We start from the raw sequence: 18,327 nt of genomic DNA on the forward strand, positions 1-18,327 counted from the left end.
TCGCCGAAAACAAAGACACTCACAAAAAATTACAATTAAGTTCGCGATCTTACTCGATTTAGGTAACATAATAGAATGCAGTACGTGAGTAAGGTATGCCTGATCTATCTTGCTCTGGTTAGTTAATTCAAAAAAAGGTAGTGATTAAAATGGCAGCCAAAGGAAATTGGACTAAATCCTTGTTTATTGGCTTGTGGACGGTGCTTAACTTCACCCGCAAACTTTTCTTTAATTTGATATTCATTGTTATTTTTGTTGGATTGATAATCGCAATAACTGGTCAGGACGATGAACAGTTTACCGTAAACAAAGACAGTGCTTTGTTTCTAACGCTTAACGGCAAGCTAGTTATAGAAAAAGAAAGCATTGATCCTTTCGAACAGTTCTTACAAGAATCGCTAGGCAGTGAACCTGAAAACCCAGAAGTACTGGTACGCGATGTAGTGAAAGTGCTTGAAAATGCGCAAAAAGATCGCCGTATTAAAGCTTTGGTTCTTGACCTTCAAGGTCTTACCGGCGGTGGTTTAGACAAGTTGCGCACCGTAGCTAATGCTATTGACGCATTTAAAGAATCTGAAAAGCCCGTTTATGCCATTGGTGATTACTTTTCCCAAGACCAATATTACTTGGCAGCACACGCTGATAGCATCTATCTGAACCCAATGGGCGGGTTAATGTTTGAAGGCTACGGCCGTTATGGCATGTACTTCAAAGACATGCTAGAAAAGTTAAAAGTAACCACGCATATCTTCCGGGTTGGTACTTATAAATCTGCTGTTGAGCCTATCATGCGAAATGATATGTCTGAAGAAGCAAAAGAAGCGGAGAAACAGTGGTTAGATGGTTACTGGGCGCAATACAAAGCGGATGTAGCAGCAGCTCGCGGTATCGATGAAGCAAACTTTGACGAGACCCTTGAAGGTTTATTAGCAAAGTTTGAAGCGGCAGGCGGCGATTTCGCACAGTATGCGTTTGAGAATAATTGGGTAGACGCATTGAAGACCCGCGAAGAAGTAAGATTGGAGCTTACTGAGTTAGTCGGTGAAGATGAAAACAATCACGGCGTTAACCTCACTTCGTTCAATACCTATCTTAAAGTTGTTAACCCGCCTATGCCGGTTATCGAGTCAGACATGGATAAAGTGGCGATTGTAGTTGCCAAGGGCACCATCTTAGACGGTAATCAAAAAGCCGGTACTATAGGTGGCGACAGCACTGCGCGTCTTCTGCGTAAGGCTCGTCTTGATGACAACGTAAAAGCAGTGGTTCTTCAGATTGATTCTCCTGGAGGCAGCGCATTCGCCTCTGAAATTATCCGTCAGGAAGTGTTGCAGCTACAACAAGCAGGTAAGCCCGTTATTGCTTCTATGAGCACCTATGCAGCTTCAGGCGGTTATTGGATTGCAGCAAGTACCGATAGAATAATTGCAAGCCCTAGCACGATTACAGGCTCGATTGGCGTGTTTGGTATGTTTATGACCTACGAGAATTCACTGGATTATTTAGGTATTCACAGTGACGGTGTGGGCTCTACAGAGCTTGCAGGCTTCTCTACTGTGCGTCCACTAGCACCAGAATTCGGTCAAATTCTTCAGCGCAACGTTGAAAACACTTACGGAAACTTTTTGTCGTTGGTTTCAAATGCTCGTGGTATGTCGGTAGAAGAAGTGGATAGTGTTGCCCAAGGACGCGTGTGGATTGGCGAAGATGCAATTGAACTTGGCTTGGTAGACCAGCTTGGTACGGTTGACGATGCTGTAGTTGCTGCGGCCGAGCTCGCCGAGCTAGAAAATTATGATACGTTCTACGTACAACGTACGCTGAGTGCCCAGGAAATTTTCTGGAAGGAATTCTTTGGCCAGGCAATGACGTTTGTGGGCAAATGGCAATTTGCCCATGCCGACTCTGCACTGGTAAATGAATTTAAGCGCGTACTTAAAGAGTTCAGTTTAGTAAACCAACTAAACGACCCTAAGGGTACCTACGTGCTATGTTTACCTTGTGACGTTAAATAATTACGCGCAGCAAATAAGTAGAAACAGTAAAAAGACAGAGGCAGCAACATCGCTTCAAATGACTTAACTCAAGAACAGCGTCGCGTTATTACCGACGCTGTTTTTTATTGCTATGAGCAAGCAGAGCAATACTTCAAGCAAACGTTCAAGCGCCCTACCATCACTTTTAGACGGTCGGGGAAAAATGCGGGCACTGCGTTTTTACAGCAAAACCGCGTGAATTTTCACCCACTTCTGTTTAAAGATAATATCGATGCCTTTTTAAGTGACGTGGTACCACACGAAGTCAGCCATTTGTTGGTTTGGGTTCTGTTTGGCAGAGTTCAGCCCCACGGCAAAGAATGGCAGTCGATAATGCGCAGCGTATTTAACTGCACGCCTAATGCTACCCATCAATTTGACGTGAAACGGGTAGCCCGCACTTTTCATTATGTGTGTGACTGTGACACTTATGCGCTAAGTACACGCAGACACAATAATATTTTAAAAGGGGCACAATACAAATGTAGGAAGTGTCAGGCCTTGCTTCGCGCACCAGACGTTGGCAGCCCAAAAGCCCATTGACCCAAGACGCTGTCTGGCGAGCGGTATTTACAGGATACGTGCTGTTAATTAAACCAGTGTTTAGTAAATGCGTTGTCTAAATCGTTAAACGCTGTCTTAAGAAGTTGCGCTAGCTCTTTATATTTTGGTTTTGATTTAGCATTGGTCATAGCCACACCTTGCGAGCGCATTTTTGAGTGGATTTCTTGGTACCAGCTTTTCAGTTGTGGTGGAAGGTATTGGTCAGAGCGATGTCCTAGCCAAAGCAAACCTTGCATAGGCAGACTTAAGAAGAAAGCACCTATGGTAATGGTTTGAGGTAGATAATCGGCGCCTAAACTCTGATAGAGCAGCGCGCATGAAACCATAGCCACCGGCGGCATGGTTTTAATTGCAAACTTAGTCGCTGCTACAACTCTACACTCTGGGAAAAAGGCATAGAGTTCTTTTCTTACAGGCCATGTCTTCATGTACTGCTGACCGTTTTTCAACATTGTCATTATTGATTGAGACATGCCTCACCTCTTTGATAAACCTTACTATCAGCATTAATGCTGATATCACTCACGTCATTATTCGATAGTTATAACTAAATTGTAATCCGCTTTTTGGCTAATACAAACTGGTTCTTCTAAATCAGTACGTAATTACAGCGATAAACTATCAACATCGATCTTATCAAATATGATTGCACTGTAGTTAATTAAGTTTCGTTGATGTGGCGGCTGCCTTTTCGTCTGCTGTGAAGATCGGCGTTGTGTAACTAATACACCCTACGTTAATAATTAAAAGGTATAAGTTCAATCTATCTTTAAGTGACATTTTTCTCGCTTAAAGGCATCATATAGCGCTTAAGCCTAAACATTGTGCTGCATGGCTTTGTTGTTACTTTTGTTAAAGCAAGTGAATAACGACCTGCAGATGTTGCGCTGGCAAATTACTATAATAAAAGTAACTAGGTGTTGAGCTTGATTTACAGATTTTCGCCCCTACCTAGCTTTCTAAGAGAAATTTTATAAGTAACCCTTTTGGGTGAATTATTTGGAGAGGAAAATGGCAGAAAGCAGACACGTCCGTCTACTTATCTTGGGTTCAGGCCCTGCAGGTTATTCAGCAGCGGTTTATGCTGCACGTGCAAACCTTAAACCTGTACTGTTAACTGGTATTCAACAAGGCGGACAGCTTACTACCACGACAGAAGTAGAAAACTGGCCGGGCGATCCTGAAGGCCTTACTGGTCCTGATCTAATGGTTCGTATGCAAAAGCATGCTGAAAAGTTCGATACTGAAATTATTTTCGATCACATCAATAAGACCGACTTTTCGAAGCGCCCTTTCACGCTTTACGGAGATAGCGGTACTTATACGTGTGACGCACTAATCATTGCTACAGGTGCTTCAGCTAAATACCTTGGTCTTGAATCAGAGCAAGCGTTTATGGGTAAAGGTGTATCTGCTTGTGCAACCTGTGACGGTTTCTTCTACCGCAATCAAAAAGTAGCGGTAATTGGTGGTGGTAACACCGCTGTTGAAGAGGCGCTTTACCTTTCAAACATTGCATCAGAAGTACACGTTATTCACAGAAGAGATAGCTTTAGAAGTGAAAAAATTCTTGAGCAACGCCTTCGTGATAAAGCAGAAAACGGTAACGTGGTATTACACTTAAACCGTACGCTAGATGAAGTGCTCGGTGACGAAATGGGTGTAACCAAAGTCCGTATTAAAGATACGAACAGTGATGCCACTGAAGAGCTTGATGTTATGGGGCTATTCGTTGCTATCGGTCACAAACCGAATACCGATATCTTTGATGGCCAGCTTGAAATGAAAGATGGCTATATCGTTGTAAACAGCGGTACAAACGGCAATGCGACGCAAACAAGCGTTGAAGGTGTGTTTGCTGCAGGTGACGTGAGCGATCACATTTATCGTCAGGCCATTACATCAGCAGGTACAGGATGTATGGCGGCGCTAGATGCTGAAAAATACTTAGACGGTACGATGCCCGAACAAGGTTGATACTGTTTCCCAAGCCCTGCTGTTCAGTAGGGCTTTTTTCTGGCCCGATTATGATAGCGTTACATTACATCGAAGAAGGCGCGCCCTTCCCTCCAGTCGACACTGCATTAGACGAACCTAACGGCCTGCTAGCATTTGGTGGCGACCTCAGTCCTGCACGTTTATTTTCTGCCTACTCACAGGGCATTTTCCCTTGGTTCAGTGATGACGAACCGCTGTTGTGGTGGTCACCCGACCCCAGAGCCATTATTGAACTCGACAATTTTGTCGCATCGAAAAGCCTTAAGAAGCTTGCTCGAAAACAAAAATACACGGTAACGTTAAATTATGCGTTCGACCGAGTAATTGAAGCCTGTTCATCAACCCCTCGTAAAAACCCAAACACAGGTGAACTCAATAGCGAAACATGGATTACCGATGACATGATTGGGGCTTACCGGCAGCTCAATGGTCTGGGTTTAGCACACTCTGTGGAAGTTTGGGACGGCGAAACACTTGTGGGTGGACTATATGGCGTTGGAATTGGCAAGGTATATTGCGGTGAATCGATGTTTCACCGGGAAAGTAATACGTCAAAACTTGCTATGATGGCGTTGGTTGAGCACATGAAGTCTCACGATATGGCCTTTATTGATTGCCAGCTTCCTACCGATCATTTGGCATCCCTTGGTGCGAATGTGTTATCCCGTGAAAACTTTATTGAAAAACTGGAAAACAACAACCACACTTTAACTGAAGACGGTAGGCTGTCAGAAGACTACCTTAATCGTTGGAAGCCAAGAGTGATTACTCCGTGAAGTTTGGTATAACCCAATCATTTTCATGTAGCTATTTGCCCGATGAGCAAGAGCAATTATTAGTATACGCCGAAAACAATGATTTTCAGGCGTGGCGATACTCGCAACTTATTCAAGTGGGATTTCGACGAAGCGGTGAACAAATTTACCGTCCACACTGCCCAGCCTGCAAAGCGTGTAAGTCGGTGCGAATTCCGGTGAATGCTTATACCCCCTCTCGCAGTCAAAAAAGGCTGTTAAAGGCCAACCAAGGGTTTCGCGTTCAGCTAGTTAGTGAAACTAAAAGCACATACTACCCGTTGTATGAACGCTACATTACAGAGCGACATGCCGACGGTAGTATGTATCCGCCGTCACGAACCCAGTTCGACAATTTCGTTTTGTGTGATTGGATGACAACCCATTACCTAGAGGCCTATGATGGCGACAAGCTCATTGCAGTGGCTGTCACTGACGTCGTCGATGCTAACGAACATATGGGTGCCCTCTCTGCGCTCTACACGTTTTTCGACCCTGACTATAGCTCTGCGTCTTTAGGTACATGGATGATACTCATGCAAATTGAGGAAGCGAGGCGTTTAGGCCACCACTATGTTTATTTGGGCTATTACGTAGAGGGTTGTCAAAAAATGTCTTATAAACACAAATTTTTGCCATTTGAGCAGTTTAGTGACAATGAATGGCATCTATTTAGCAAAAATAGTAAAATACCCACTTAATTGCTTTACACCGAACCCAAGATTGGGTAAGGTCTGCGCGGCAAAAATTTTGAATTACTGAGGTAACTGCTTTACATGGCAAAAGAAGATTGTATTGAAATGGAAGGTACTGTGTTAGACACGCTACCTAACACTATGTTCCGCGTTGAACTAGAAAACGGTCACGTAGTGACTGCACACATCTCTGGTAAAATGCGTAAGAACTATATCCGTATTCTTACTGGCGATAAGGTCACCGTTGAGATGACTCCTTACGATTTGACCAAAGGTCGTATCGTTTATCGCGCAAGATAATGAGCCATTTAAGCGGTAACGCATAAAAAAAGCCCGATTAAGATCGGGCTTTTTCGTATCTGGGTTTTACCTATTTCATCCTCGAAGCACTATCGCTAAAAACAAAGTTACTAACGAAGATATAGCGCTTGATAGACGACATTAGTCTTTCTACTTAGCGCTACATGCTTTATTACATTAGCTTGGCTCTGCTTCTTCTGACGTTGCACCTACACCTGTGTACTCAAAGGTAAGTTTGTCATCAACGCAGTCTACTTTAACGTTTCCGCCTTTAGATAACTCGCCAAACAATAGCTCGTTCGCTAACTCTTTCTTCAGGTCATCTTTAATGACGCGCGCCATAGGACGTGCACCCATTGCCTTATCATAGCCTTTCTCAGCCATGTAAGCGCGGGCTGCACTAGTGACCTCTAGCGACACGCCTTTAACGTCAAGCTGTGCCTGAAGCTCAATAATAAACTTATCTACCACCTGCAAGATGATTTCAGGATCAAGATGGTTAAACCAAATAATACCGTCCAGGCGGTTTCTGAATTCAGGTGTAAACACCTTATTGATTTCAGACATCGCATCGTGACTGTGATCTTGCTGCTTAAAGCCAATAGATTTACGTACGGTTTCTTGAACACCTGCGTTGGTGGTCATCACTAACACTACGTTTCTAAAATCAACCTTACGTCCATTGTTATCAGTCAGCGTACCGTGATCCATAACCTGAAGAAGAATATTGTAGATATCGCTATGCGCTTTCTCAATTTCATCTAACAGCACTACTGAGTACGGGTTTTTGATTACCGCATCTGTTAACAGACCGCCTTGATCGAAACCAACGTAACCAGGAGGCGCACCAATGAGGCGGCTAACTGCATGACGTTCCATGTACTCAGACATATCAAAACGTACAAGCTCAACACCCATGATTTTAGCCAGCTGTTGGGTTACTTCTGTTTTACCAACACCAGTTGGACCGGCGAATAAGAAGCTACCAATTGGTTTTGCTTCAGCTCCAAGTCCGGAACGTGATAGCAATATAGCGTCATTAAGCGTCTCTATAGCCTTATCCTGACCAAACACGACCATTTTAAGGTTGCGGCCAAGGTTCTTAAGCACCTCTTTGTCAGAAGCCGATACAGACTTCTCAGGGATACGCGCCATTTTTGCAATAATTTGCTCTATGTCGCCCACACCAATCGTTTTTTTGCGCTTAGAAGGCGGCAACAAGCGCTGGCTTGCGCCTGCCTCATCCATTACATCAATGGCTTTATCTGGAAGATGACGCTCGTTGATGTATTTAGCCGACAATTCCGCCGCAGCTTGAATCGCCTTTTGAGTGAAACGCACATTGTGGTGCTCTTCGTAGCGACTCTTAAGGCCAAGCAATATCTTTGTGGTATCGCTGACGCTAGGTTCAGTAACGTCAACTTTCTGGAAACGACGTGCAAGGGCGCGATCTTTCTCAAAAATACCTTGATACTCTTGATATGTGGTTGAGCCAATACAACGTAGTTCACCGCTTGATAGCTTAGGCTTAAGTAAATTTGACGCATCCATTACACCGCCCGACGCAGCGCCTGCACCAATAATGGTATGGATTTCATCAATAAACAAAATGGCGTTCTTGTCTTTGCCAAGCTCTTTCAGAATTGCTTTCAAACGCTTCTCAAAGTCACCACGGTATTTGGTACCAGCAAGAAGGCCACCTAAATCCAGTGAATAAACAGTACTTTCAGCAATAACATCAGGCACGTCTTCGTTAACGATTCTGTATGCAAGACCTTCTGCGATCGCCGTTTTACCTACGCCCGCTTCACCCACAAGCAGCGGGTTGTTTTTGCGACGACGACATAGAATTTGAATAGTGCGCTCTACTTCCGAATCGCGGCCAATCAACGGGTCTATTTTGCCGTCTTTCGCGTGACGATTTAGATCAGTTGCGTATTTGCTCAATGCTGAGCCACCTTCTTCGCCTGCTTCAGCCTCTTCCGACGCTTCAGGGTTTACGGGCTCATCATCATCCGCTTTGCTTACGCCATGGCTAATGAAATTCACCACATCCAAGCGCGTTACATCCGCCTTCTTGAGAATATAAACGGCCTGAGACTCTTGCTCGCTGAATATAGCAACAAGTACGTTGGCGCCAGTAACTTCGTCCTTACCAGACGACTGAACGTGGAATACCGCACGCTGCAGCACGCGCTGGAAACCGAGCGTGGGCTGAGTTTCGCGTTCGTTTAACTGGTCATCTAAAATGAGAGGCGTAGTATCTTTAACAAAAGCTAACAGTTCGCTTTTAATTGCCTCAATATCGGCACCACATGCTTTGAGCGCATCGCGAGCAGCTGAGTTATCAAGCAATGCCAACAACAAGTGCTCAACCGTCATAAACTCATGACGATGCTCTCTGGCAAATACAAACGCGTTGTTTAACGTTTGTTCTAATTCTTTATTTAACATATTGCTCGCCCTCTACAAAAAACCTTATGCCTGCTCCATCGTGCACATCAACGGGTGCTGATGTTTGCGTGCGTACTGATTAACCTGCATCACTTTTGTCTCTGCTATCTCAGCAGTAAAAATGCCACACACGGCTTTTCCTTGATAATGAACGGTCAGCATAAGTTGGTTGGCTTTCTCAGCGTCCATATTGAAAAACTGCATGAGTACCTCAATGACAAAATCCATCGGTGTATAGTCGTCATTGTTCAACAACACTTTATACATGGGAGGCGGCTGCGGCTTCTGTCGCTGCGCGTCTTTCTGTTTTTCCTTTTCGATACTAATAGCGTTGTCTTTACTCATAACTTAATAATAGTGGTTTAATGGCACATATGTGTACAAACTTTTGGATAAATTTATTCACATTTGCCCTTGACATAATATGGTTAAAAAATCTACATTTTGTATAGTGGTTTTGAGTATTGCACGTTAGCTACGACATAACTTACTGCGTAGCAGCTACAATCAATACTCTTTCCACCGTGTCTCCGGATCTATAATGGGGGCATATACTCGTGAGTTCAAGGATTAAGAGGAAGTCGAAGTATGGCGGTTGGCAAAGTTAAATGGTTTAACAACGCAAAGGGTTTTGGATTTATCGTTCCTGAGGACGGCGGCGAAGATATTTTTGCGCATTACTCAACGATTCAGATGGAAGGCTACCGTTCGCTAAAAGCGGGTCAAGAAGTAACGTTCGAAGTTCAGCAAGGGCCTAAAGGTCTCCACGCTGAGAACATTGGCTTCAAAGAAGAACCAGAGCGTTAAGAAAAGAATTTTTAAAGCCTGACCTTTTACGTCGGGCTTTTGCTTTTCTTGCCATTCAAAATGTGTAGGTGCAGTAAAGCGCCTGTGCGGATAAGTGCGTTTAAATTTTCCCCACAAAAATAAGCATTACGTTATCTTAACGTTGTGTATTAAAGTTGCGTACTAGCTCAAATTAGACAATCAACGAGCTTTTTTCCTGTTCCTTTTATCTCCCGCTTATACATTCGTTTCCAAAACATAAGGTATATCGCCCTACCCCTTATTCCAGTCCGCGTAGACCATTGCCTACTCAGCTAGGCTTAATACCAGTCCGCATAAATAATTACCCACTCAGCGAGAGTTAAAATGTTCGTAATCGTGGCGTGTTACCGCAGGTATAGTGGATCTACATCAAGGTGACACAACAAAGAGTACGGACATTTTAAACTCGCCCTTCGGGAAGGCCTGGTAAGCTTCCTAGCTTCATTCTGGGAATTTGAAAGGGAACAGCCATTCCTGCATTCCCACGCTTCGCTAGGAAACTTGCCAGCGCCTTCTGAGAGGGCAATTATCTATGCGGATTGGTATAAAATGTTCGTAATCGCCGCGTGTTAGCGCAGGTATAGTGGTTCTACATAAAAAAAGCCCTCTCGTTTGAAGAGAGGGCTTTTAAACCTTGTTTTGAAATAGCTTCTCAGGTTTGAGAGTACTATTCTATGCGCTAGACCTATAAGCCTAACGCATATACACAAAATACTATGCGCCTAAGATAGCTTTTAATGTCTTACTTGGAGACATGGTTGCGAAAAGCTTGTCTTCGTCAGGGTAGTAGTAACCACCAATTTCTTGCGCGCTACCTTGCGTTGCATCAATCTCAGCCAAGATGTCGTCAATTTTCGCAGACAACTCTTCATACACTGGCTTAAATTGCGCAGCTAGATCTGCGTCTTCCGTTTGGTTCGCTACTTCTTCAGCCCAGTATAGACCTAGGTAAACATGGCTACCACGGTTGTCCAACTGACCTGCTTTACGAAGCGGAGACTTACCGTTGTTTAGTAGTTTTTCCGTTGCTTTATCAAGTGCAGTAGCAATAACTTTTGCTTTGGTGTTGCTATGCTTAATAGCAACATCTTCTAGCGATACCGCAAGTGCCAGGAATTCACCGAGTGAGTCCCAACGCAAGTGACCTTCTTCAACGAACTGTTGCACGTGCTTAGGTGCACTACCGCCCGCGCCCGTTTCATAAAGGCCGCCACCAGCCATCAACGGAACAATTGATAGCATTTTAGCACTGGTACCAAGCTCTAGGATTGGGAACAAATCAGTAAGGTAATCACGAAGTACGTTACCCGTCACTGAAATGGTATCCAGACCGCGAATTGCACGTTCCATGCTGTAGCGAATAGCGCGTACAGGAGACATAATTTGAATATCTAGACCGTTGGTATCATGGTCTTGTAGGTACTTTTCAACTTTCTTGATAAGTTGCGCATCGTGAGCACGTTCGTCATCTAGCCAGAATACCGCAGGCATACCAGATTGACGTGAACGCGTTACCGCTAGCTTCACCCAATCTTGAATAGGTGCGTCTTTCACCTGACACATACGCCAGATATCACCTTCTTCAACATCGTGAGAGATAAGAACATTGCCGTCTTGGTCAACAATTGAAACAGTACCGTCTGCTTCTAGTTCAAACGTTTTGTCGTGTGAACCGTACTCTTCTGCTTTTTGCGCCATTAGACCAACGTTAGGTACTGTACCCATCGTTGTCGGGTCGAATGCACCATGCGTTTTACAGAAGTTGATAACTTCTTGGTAAATGGTTGCATAAGTACTTTCTGGAATAACTGCTTTAGTGTCGTGCGCCTTTCCATCTGGTCCCCACATTTGACCCGAGTTACGGATCATTGCAGGCATAGAAGCATCAACAATTACGTCACTTGGTACGTGAAGGTTCGAGATTCCTTTGTCAGAGTTAACCATCGCTATTGGCGGACGGTCGGCATAACATGCGTTGATATCTTTTTGAATTTCAGAGCGTTGGCTCTCAGGTAGGCTTGCAATTTTGTCGTAAACGCTACCTAGACCATTGTTAGGGTTAACCCCTAGCTCTTCAAACAGGTCACCCCATTTGTTGAATAGATCTTTGTAAAATACTTTTACACAGTGACCGAATACGATTGGGTGAGACACCTTCATCATGGTCGCTTTTACGTGTAGTGAGAAAAGAATGCCTGTGTTTTTCGCATCTTCAATTTGCTCTTCGAAGAATTCACACAGCGCTTTTTTGCTCATAAACATGCCGTCGATAACTTCGCCAGCTAGCAAATCTACACGCGGTTTAAGGGTTTTCTTGCTGCCATCTTTACCCGTAAATTCGATGCTAACGTGACCGTCTTTCTCAACTGTCACTGATTTCTCACCAGAGTAGAAATCGCCACCGCGCATGTGCGCTACGTGCGAACGAGAAGCTTGAGACCACTCACCCATTGAATGCGGGTGCTTACGGGCATAGTTCTTCACCGCTGTCGGTGCACGACGGTCCGAGTTACCTTCACGTAGCACAGGGTTTACCGCACTACCTAATACTTTACCGTAACGCTCGCGAATTTCTTCGTCTTCAGCTGTTTTAGGTGAATCAGGGAACGCTGGTACATTAAAGCCTTTTGCGTTTAATTCTTTGATAGTTGCACGAAGCTGTGGAATTGAGGCACTGATGTTTGGAAGCTTGATGATGTTAGCGTTCGGGTCTTGGGTCATCTCACCCAGTTCAGCTAGCGCGTCTGGCACTCTTTGTTCTTCAGAAAGATACTCAGGGAAATTTGCCAAAACACGTGCAGCAAGTGAAATATCGCTTAGCTCAACGTCGATATCTGCAGCCGCAGCAAACTTCTGGATGATTGGAAGAAGTGAGTAAGTCGCCAGCATTGGCGCTTCATCAGTCTTCGTGTAGATGATCTTAGACTTGGTCATTATATACCTCAATTTTCTCGACAGGGTACTGTCGTCTTTAGTCCATTAGGTCGCAACAACCCGCAACATGTTCATGTCACGCCCACAGTCATTGCGAAACGTATTTGATGTTTTCCACCTTTTGCTTTTATTAAGCACTAGGTCACTTGCTGTTTTCTTCCCTACATATTATTCAATTCCCTATGTTAGCAATATGCATCTCATGGCTTTGCACTCGACTACCTAGTCGTACGCAATTTCGAGATACGATGTATAAGCAAGCCCGCTTATCACTGCTAAAACTGTCTAATAATTATGCAGATGCGCTCTCTTATAAAAATGGGAGCGTCCATTAGTATAGGGTCGAAAGTTTGAGTTACAAGTCATACCATTGTCTTAACTCATAAGATCACTGAATTTATCGACAAACTTCATTGAGCAAACCACTATTTGCGGTTGATTTTCCCATGCGAAGCATCGCCATTTGTCGTAAAATCCCCCCCGAAATTTTGAATTTAAACAAGCGGAAGTAATATGTCTTCAAACGCTAAAGTGGTGCTTTTTAATAAGCCCTTTCAAGTTCTTTCTCAATTTACTGATGCAGACGGTAGAGAAACCCTAAAGGACTATATTGATGTTCCCGGTGTGTATGCCGCAGGACGACTCGACAGAGATTCGGAAGGTCTTCTCGTACTCACCAATGACGGAAAGCTTCAGCATAAACTTGCTAACCCAAAAGCTAAAACCAGCAAAACCTATTGGGTGCAAGTTGAAGGTATTATGGACGAAAAAGCAATGCAGGCGTTGCGTGACGGCGTAGAATTAAAAGATGGAATGACTCGCCCCGCGAAAGTAAAGGCCATGGAAGCACCTAGCGTGTGGCCGAGGAATCCGCCCGTACGCTTTAGACAGTCGATCCCTACTAGCTGGGTAGAAATTACCATTACAGAAGGCAGAAACAGACAAGTGCGACGTATGACAGCGCACGTCGGCTACCCCACCCTTCGGCTCATCAGATATCGCGTGGGTAATTGGACCATTGATGGTATTGATAATGGCAGCTACGTTCACTTTTAAAGCAATTCAATTTCTAATACTTGAAATCACCTTCCTTGACCACACTAAAAGAGGCACCGAAACGTCACGGATTTTTAGCGCTGTTAAAGGTTGCTGTTCATCTTTGCATATAGACAATTTTTTACAGCAAAGGCCAACGGCCGCTTGGCACATATTTAATTACTTAATCAGATAAGGATTAAATGTGAATTAGCTATCGGAATCTGATAAAATCCGCGACCTCGAAAACGGGCCGATTTGTAAGTGGCTGATTAGTGGTATGGCCCACTGAGTGGGTAAGCGCCTTAGCATATTTATCAACATGTTAATTGGTGACTGATTTAACAAATACGGTTTCTTTTTTATTAATCAAATGAGTGTGCAATCCATAGTGAGTGATATTGAATCTAACGCCAGCAAAAAAGTGATCGTCGGAATGTCCGGCGGTGTCGATTCGTCTGTTTCAGCCTACCTACTCCAACAACAGGGTTATCAGGTTGAAGGTCTTTTCATGAAAAACTGGGAAGAAGACGACAACGATGAATACTGTGCCGCAGCGGAAGATTTAAAAGATGCACAAGCGGTTGCTGACAAACTTGGCATTGAACTGCACACCATTAACTTTGCAGCAGAATACTGGGATAACGTGTTTGAGTATTTCTTAGAGGAATACAAAGCGGGCCGTACGCCAAACCCAGATATTATGTGCAACAAAGAAATTAAGTTTAAAGCGTTTCTTGAATTTGCAGCAGAAGACCTTGGCGCTGACTACATTGCTACTGGTCACTATGTTCGTCGCCGAGAAGTTGACGGTAAATGGCAAATGCTACGCGGTCTTGATAACAACAAAGACCAGAGCTACTTTCTTTACACATTAGGCGAAGAGCACGTTGCTAAAACGCTCTTCCCTGTGGGTGACATCGAAAAGCCATTAGTTCGCAAAATTGCCGAAGAGCAAGGTCTTATCACTCATGATAAGAAAGACTCTACCGGGATTTGCTTTATTGGTGAACGCAAATTCAAAGACTTCCTAGCACGTTATCTTCCAGCTCAGCCTGGCGTTATTGAAACCGCAGAAGGTGAAGAAATTGGCCAGCACGAAGGTTTGATGTATCACACGCTAGGTCAGCGTAAAGGCCTACACATTGGTGGATTAGCCAAATACGGTGACGACCCTTGGTATGTGGTAGATAAAGATGTTGCTCGCAACGTGCTTATAGTGGGTCAAGGTGCCGACCACCCTCGCCTTTACTCTAAAGGCTTGGTAGCAAAGCAGCTGCACTGGGTAGATAGAAAAACGATTACAGAGCCTATGCGCGCTGTAGTTAAAACCCGTTATCGTCAGGCCGATATCCCTTGTACAATAACGCCAACTCAAGACGACACCATTGAAGTGATGTTTGATGAGCCACAAAAGGCGGTAACGCCGGGGCAGTCGGCGGTATTCTATAATGACGAAGTTTGCCTTGGCGGCGGTATTATTGAGAGTTATATTCGCTGATGTTAGATACCGACATAGAAAATAACCTAGCTCTTGCTGGAGTATGTCAAGCTGCTGCGCTGGTTCAGCAGCTTGCCAGACGAGGTTCAGCCGATAACGAAGCGATAGAAGCCAGCTTATCAAGCATACTGGTTACTGACCCAGAAACACCTCAACAGGTTTTCGGCCAGCTCGCCAACTTAAAAACCGGTTACACCACACTCGCAGCACAGCTATCTGACAAACAAGCAACAAAAGATACGGAATTAACCCGCTATATAGCTAGTATTCTAGGCCTTGAAAGAAAGCTAGCGAGAAAGCCTAAAGCAATGCAGGAACTGGGCGAACGTATTTCCCATGTTCAGCGCCAGCTTGCTCACATCGATTTCCAAAACCCACAAATAGTCGCCTCTTTAGCGAGCATTTACAGCGATATCATCAGTCCGCTAGCACCGCGTATTCAGGTAGCTGGTAACCCAGATTATTTAAGCCAACCTGCTACTCAGCATAAAGTGCGTGCGCTTTTGCTTGCAGGTGTTAGGGCTGCAGTAATGTGGCGTCAGATGGGTGGAAAACGAAGAAACATTTTATTTAAACGCAAACACATTCTTAACAGTGCTGTTAAAGCACTACGATTAATAAACTAGTGAGGAGCTTAAGGTGGAACTGAGTCAGTTAACTGCAATTTCCCCTGTCGATGGTCGATATGCTGGCAAAAGCGTAGAATTACGCAGTATTTTCAGTGAGTACGGCTTATTAAAATACCGTGTAGAAGTAGAAGTACGTTGGTTACAAATGCTGTCTACTAACCCACAAATTGAAGAAGTTCCTGCTTTTACAGACACGTCAAATGCACTACTAGACAAAATAGTAGCTGAATTTAGTGTTGAAGATGCTATGCGCATCAAAGAAATTGAGCGCACAACAAACCACGATGTGAAAGCGGTTGAATACTTTCTCAAAGAGAAGGTTGCCGACAATAGTGAGCTTTCAGCAGTAAATGAGTTTATCCACTTTGCGTGTACGTCTGAAGACATCAACAACCTTTCACATGGCTTAATGCTTCGCGAAGCCCGCGAGACCGTTATTCTTCCTTACTGTGACAAATTAATTGAAGCGCTAGTAGAGCTTGCTAAGCGCTACCAGAACGTACCTATGATGGCACGTACTCACGGTCAGCCTGCTTCACCTACCACCATGGGTAAAGAAATGGCAAACGTGGCTATTCGCCTAAAGCGTCAGCGTAGCCAAATCGCAGGTGTTGAGTTACTTGGTAAGATTAACGGTGCAGTGGGCAACTACAATGCACACTTGTCAGCGTATAAAGATGTAGATTGGCACGAAGTTTCAGAGAAGTTTGTTACCTCACTAGGTCTAACCTGGAACCCGTTCACTACGCAAATAGAGCCGCATGACTATATTGCAGAAATGTTTGATGCCATTGCGCGCTTTAACACCATCCTTATCGATTTCGACCGTGACGTTTGGGGTTACATTGCACTGGGTCACTTTAAGCAAAAAACGGTAGCTGGCGAAATCGGCTCTTCTACCATGCCACACAAAGTTAACCCTATCGATTTCGAAAATTCGGAAGGTAACTTAGGTCTGGCGAACGCTATTTTTGACCATTTAGCAGCTAAGCTTCCTATCTCTCGCTGGCAACGTGACCTTACCGACTCAACCGTATTACGTAACCTCGGCGTAGGTGTAGGTTATGCGGTTATTGCGTATCAGGCTACTTTGAAAGGTATCAGCAAGTTAGAAGTTAATGAGCAAAGCTTACTTAACGAGCTAAACAACAATTGGGAACTGCTTGCAGAGCCTATTCAAACTGTTATGCGTCGTTACGGTATTGAAAAGCCATACGAGAAGCTAAAAGAGCTGACCCGTGGTAAGAAAGTAAACGCTGAGGTCATTGCTGAGTTTATTGATAACCTAGATATGCCAGAAGCGGCCAAAGCAGAGCTTAAGGCATTAACGCCTGCTACATACATTGGTGATGCAATCAGGCTTGTAGATCAGTTATAAGCCCTTACGCTTTCCACTACACTGAAAAACGCGGTCATTAGTACCGCGTTTTTTTATTCCTGAATTTCTCTACATTGAATTTTCACCTACCCGTGGGAGCAAGCAAATGGATTTACGCAACACGAACCACACTCCTTTCTCATTGCAGGAAAAACACTGTGTTGTACTTTCCCCCACGGTTTCGAAGGTGTTAAGTACAACGCTGGAAACCAAAAGTAGTGCCGCGAATTTAAAAAGCTGTATAAAAAATGCCGTCGTCATTTTTTGTGACCTATCAGGCTTCCAACAACTCTCAGTTAAATATGGCGACATTACATGCGCCAGACTTGTAGATAGCCTGTTTTCTGAATTCGATGTGCTTGCCGCTGATTTACATCTTTCGCCATTAAAAACAAACGGTGATCAATATATTGCGGTTGGTTTTAGCGGCGAACACAGTAGTACAACACACTCGCTTTTGAACGCTCTGGTGAACGCCATCGAATTCGCATTTCGCGCTCGCGAGCTTGTAAATAGCAACGACCTTTTAGCTTCATCTTCAAGCCAACTGCGAGTTGGCATTGCGACAGGCTCTTTACTTGCCGGCCAATCTTCTCGCCCGCTTGCAGGCTTTGATATTTGGGGGACTACGGTAAATAGGGCTGCAATGTTAGAGCAATACACAGCACCTAATACAATTGCTATTTGTGAGAAGTCTTACAGCCTGGTTAAACGACAGATTATTCATCGCTCTAGCGCGAGTGCGAATAACCCTTGTTCCTTTAATACGTACTTCACTTGTGGTTCAAATATAAACGCTAACACTGAGCTTTCAACGCGTGAACACGACAAGCGGAAACTCAGTGAGTCAAAAATGTGTGGCGAAGATTGCAAAGAAACCACATTCCTACCAAAACAGCTGCACACGAAAACAATGCTAATGAGCGCATACGTTTGCTAACTCCTGTCTAGCGCATCTGATAACCACCCATGCCATGTAAACATTGAGCTAAAAAGCACGTGATTTCTAAGTTAGATGAATTACACCTGCAGTAACTCGCCGCGAGTACGAACATGTTAAGTTTCGCTGAGTGGGTAATTATCTATGCGAACCGTTATGAATTCGGCTCTCCCTACTGAATCAGGTGAAACAAATGCAAGGTAGCAATAAACGTTTCAATAATCGATAATGCCGCCCATAA

Annotated in this window: 16 protein-coding genes; 12 read left to right on the forward strand and 4 right to left on the reverse strand. The window is 44.2% G+C overall.

What is annotated here, in order from left to right; translation table 11 throughout:
• The first annotated feature begins 149 nt into the window (after window positions 1-149).
• Entirely contained in the window at window positions 150-2,015 is a 1,866-nt protein-coding gene (gene sppA / locus MHN00_RS12675; RefSeq protein WP_239301352.1) for a signal peptide peptidase SppA, read from the forward strand.
• A gap of 87 nt (window positions 2,016-2,102) precedes the next feature.
• The gene (locus tag MHN00_RS12680; protein ID WP_239301444.1) at window positions 2,103-2,579 is read left to right on the forward strand and encodes a SprT family zinc-dependent metalloprotease; all 477 of its coding nucleotides are present in this window, start codon (window positions 2,103-2,105) and stop codon (window positions 2,577-2,579) included.
• Between the two features lie 44 nt (window positions 2,580-2,623).
• On the opposite strand, the gene yfbV is transcribed toward MHN00_RS12680, so the two are convergent.
• Window positions 2,624-3,073 (reverse strand): terminus macrodomain insulation protein YfbV, encoded by a 450-nt coding sequence (yfbV, locus tag MHN00_RS12685; RefSeq protein ID WP_014979203.1) that lies wholly within the window; start codon window positions 3,071-3,073, stop codon window positions 2,624-2,626.
• A 538-nt stretch (window positions 3,074-3,611) separates the two neighbouring features.
• On the opposite strand from yfbV, the gene trxB reads away from it, so the two are divergent.
• The 4 genes from trxB (at window position 3,612) to infA (ending at window position 6,387) form a co-directional block, all read left to right on the forward strand.
• On the forward strand, window positions 3,612-4,577 hold the full coding sequence (gene trxB / locus MHN00_RS12690) for a thioredoxin-disulfide reductase (RefSeq protein ID WP_014949336.1): 966 nt from the start codon (window positions 3,612-3,614) through the stop codon (window positions 4,575-4,577).
• 50 nt (window positions 4,578-4,627) lie between these two features.
• Window positions 4,628-5,374, forward strand: a complete 747-nt coding sequence (aat, locus tag MHN00_RS12695; protein WP_061486964.1) for a leucyl/phenylalanyl-tRNA--protein transferase — start codon at window positions 4,628-4,630, stop codon at window positions 5,372-5,374.
• The gene (locus MHN00_RS12700; protein WP_014949334.1) at window positions 5,371-6,093 is read left to right on the forward strand and encodes an arginyltransferase; all 723 of its coding nucleotides are present in this window, start codon (window positions 5,371-5,373) and stop codon (window positions 6,091-6,093) included. The genes aat and MHN00_RS12700 overlap by 4 nt, the downstream gene beginning before the upstream one ends.
• Before the next feature lie 75 nt (window positions 6,094-6,168).
• Window positions 6,169-6,387, forward strand: coding sequence for a translation initiation factor IF-1 (gene infA, locus MHN00_RS12705; RefSeq protein ID WP_014949333.1), 219 nt, complete (start codon window positions 6,169-6,171; stop codon window positions 6,385-6,387).
• A gap of 177 nt (window positions 6,388-6,564) precedes the next feature.
• On the opposite strand, the gene clpA is transcribed toward infA, so the two are convergent.
• Together clpA and clpS are read right to left on the reverse strand one after the other, a co-directional pair.
• Window positions 6,565-8,841 carry an ATP-dependent Clp protease ATP-binding subunit ClpA gene (gene clpA, locus MHN00_RS12710; RefSeq protein WP_014976401.1) on the reverse strand — a complete coding sequence of 759 codons (2,277 nt, stop codon included), beginning with the start codon at window positions 8,839-8,841 and terminating at the stop codon, window positions 6,565-6,567.
• Between the two features lie 24 nt (window positions 8,842-8,865).
• A complete protein-coding gene (gene clpS, locus MHN00_RS12715; protein WP_014949331.1) occupies window positions 8,866-9,186 on the reverse strand; it encodes an ATP-dependent Clp protease adapter ClpS in 321 nt (106 codons plus the stop codon).
• A 243-nt stretch (window positions 9,187-9,429) separates the two neighbouring features.
• On the opposite strand from clpS, the gene cspD reads away from it, so the two are divergent.
• The gene (gene cspD, locus MHN00_RS12720; protein WP_014949330.1) at window positions 9,430-9,648 is read left to right on the forward strand and encodes a cold shock domain-containing protein CspD; all 219 of its coding nucleotides are present in this window, start codon (window positions 9,430-9,432) and stop codon (window positions 9,646-9,648) included.
• Between the two features lie 735 nt (window positions 9,649-10,383).
• Here the strand turns inward: cspD and MHN00_RS12725 are convergent.
• Window positions 10,384-12,603 (reverse strand): NADP-dependent isocitrate dehydrogenase, encoded by a 2,220-nt coding sequence (locus MHN00_RS12725; RefSeq protein ID WP_075176505.1) that lies wholly within the window; start codon window positions 12,601-12,603, stop codon window positions 10,384-10,386.
• A 513-nt stretch (window positions 12,604-13,116) separates the two neighbouring features.
• On the opposite strand from MHN00_RS12725, the gene MHN00_RS12730 reads away from it, so the two are divergent.
• The 5 genes from MHN00_RS12730 (at window position 13,117) to MHN00_RS12750 (ending at window position 18,086) form a co-directional block, all read left to right on the forward strand.
• Window positions 13,117-13,659 carry an rRNA large subunit pseudouridine synthase E gene (locus MHN00_RS12730; RefSeq protein WP_014976399.1) on the forward strand — a complete coding sequence of 181 codons (543 nt, stop codon included), beginning with the start codon at window positions 13,117-13,119 and terminating at the stop codon, window positions 13,657-13,659.
• 352 nt (window positions 13,660-14,011) lie between these two features.
• Complete coding sequence (gene mnmA, locus MHN00_RS12735) at window positions 14,012-15,139, forward strand: tRNA 2-thiouridine(34) synthase MnmA (protein WP_101564456.1); 1,128 nt, start codon at window positions 14,012-14,014, stop codon at window positions 15,137-15,139.
• On the forward strand, window positions 15,139-15,765 hold the full coding sequence (hflD, locus tag MHN00_RS12740) for a high frequency lysogenization protein HflD (protein ID WP_014998222.1): 627 nt from the start codon (window positions 15,139-15,141) through the stop codon (window positions 15,763-15,765). Before mnmA ends, hflD begins: the two co-directional genes overlap by 1 nt.
• 13 nt (window positions 15,766-15,778) lie before the next feature.
• A complete protein-coding gene (gene purB / locus MHN00_RS12745; RefSeq protein WP_039229483.1) occupies window positions 15,779-17,146 on the forward strand; it encodes an adenylosuccinate lyase in 1,368 nt (455 codons plus the stop codon).
• A 106-nt stretch (window positions 17,147-17,252) separates the two neighbouring features.
• Window positions 17,253-18,086, forward strand: a complete 834-nt coding sequence (locus MHN00_RS12750; RefSeq protein ID WP_239301354.1) for an adenylate/guanylate cyclase domain-containing protein — start codon at window positions 17,253-17,255, stop codon at window positions 18,084-18,086.
• Window positions 18,087-18,327: the final 241 nt, after the last annotated feature.

The sequence above is a fragment of the Alteromonas sp. Cnat2-8 genome, from assembly GCF_022348355.1.
Classification (GTDB): domain Bacteria; phylum Pseudomonadota; class Gammaproteobacteria; order Enterobacterales; family Alteromonadaceae; genus Alteromonas; species Alteromonas macleodii.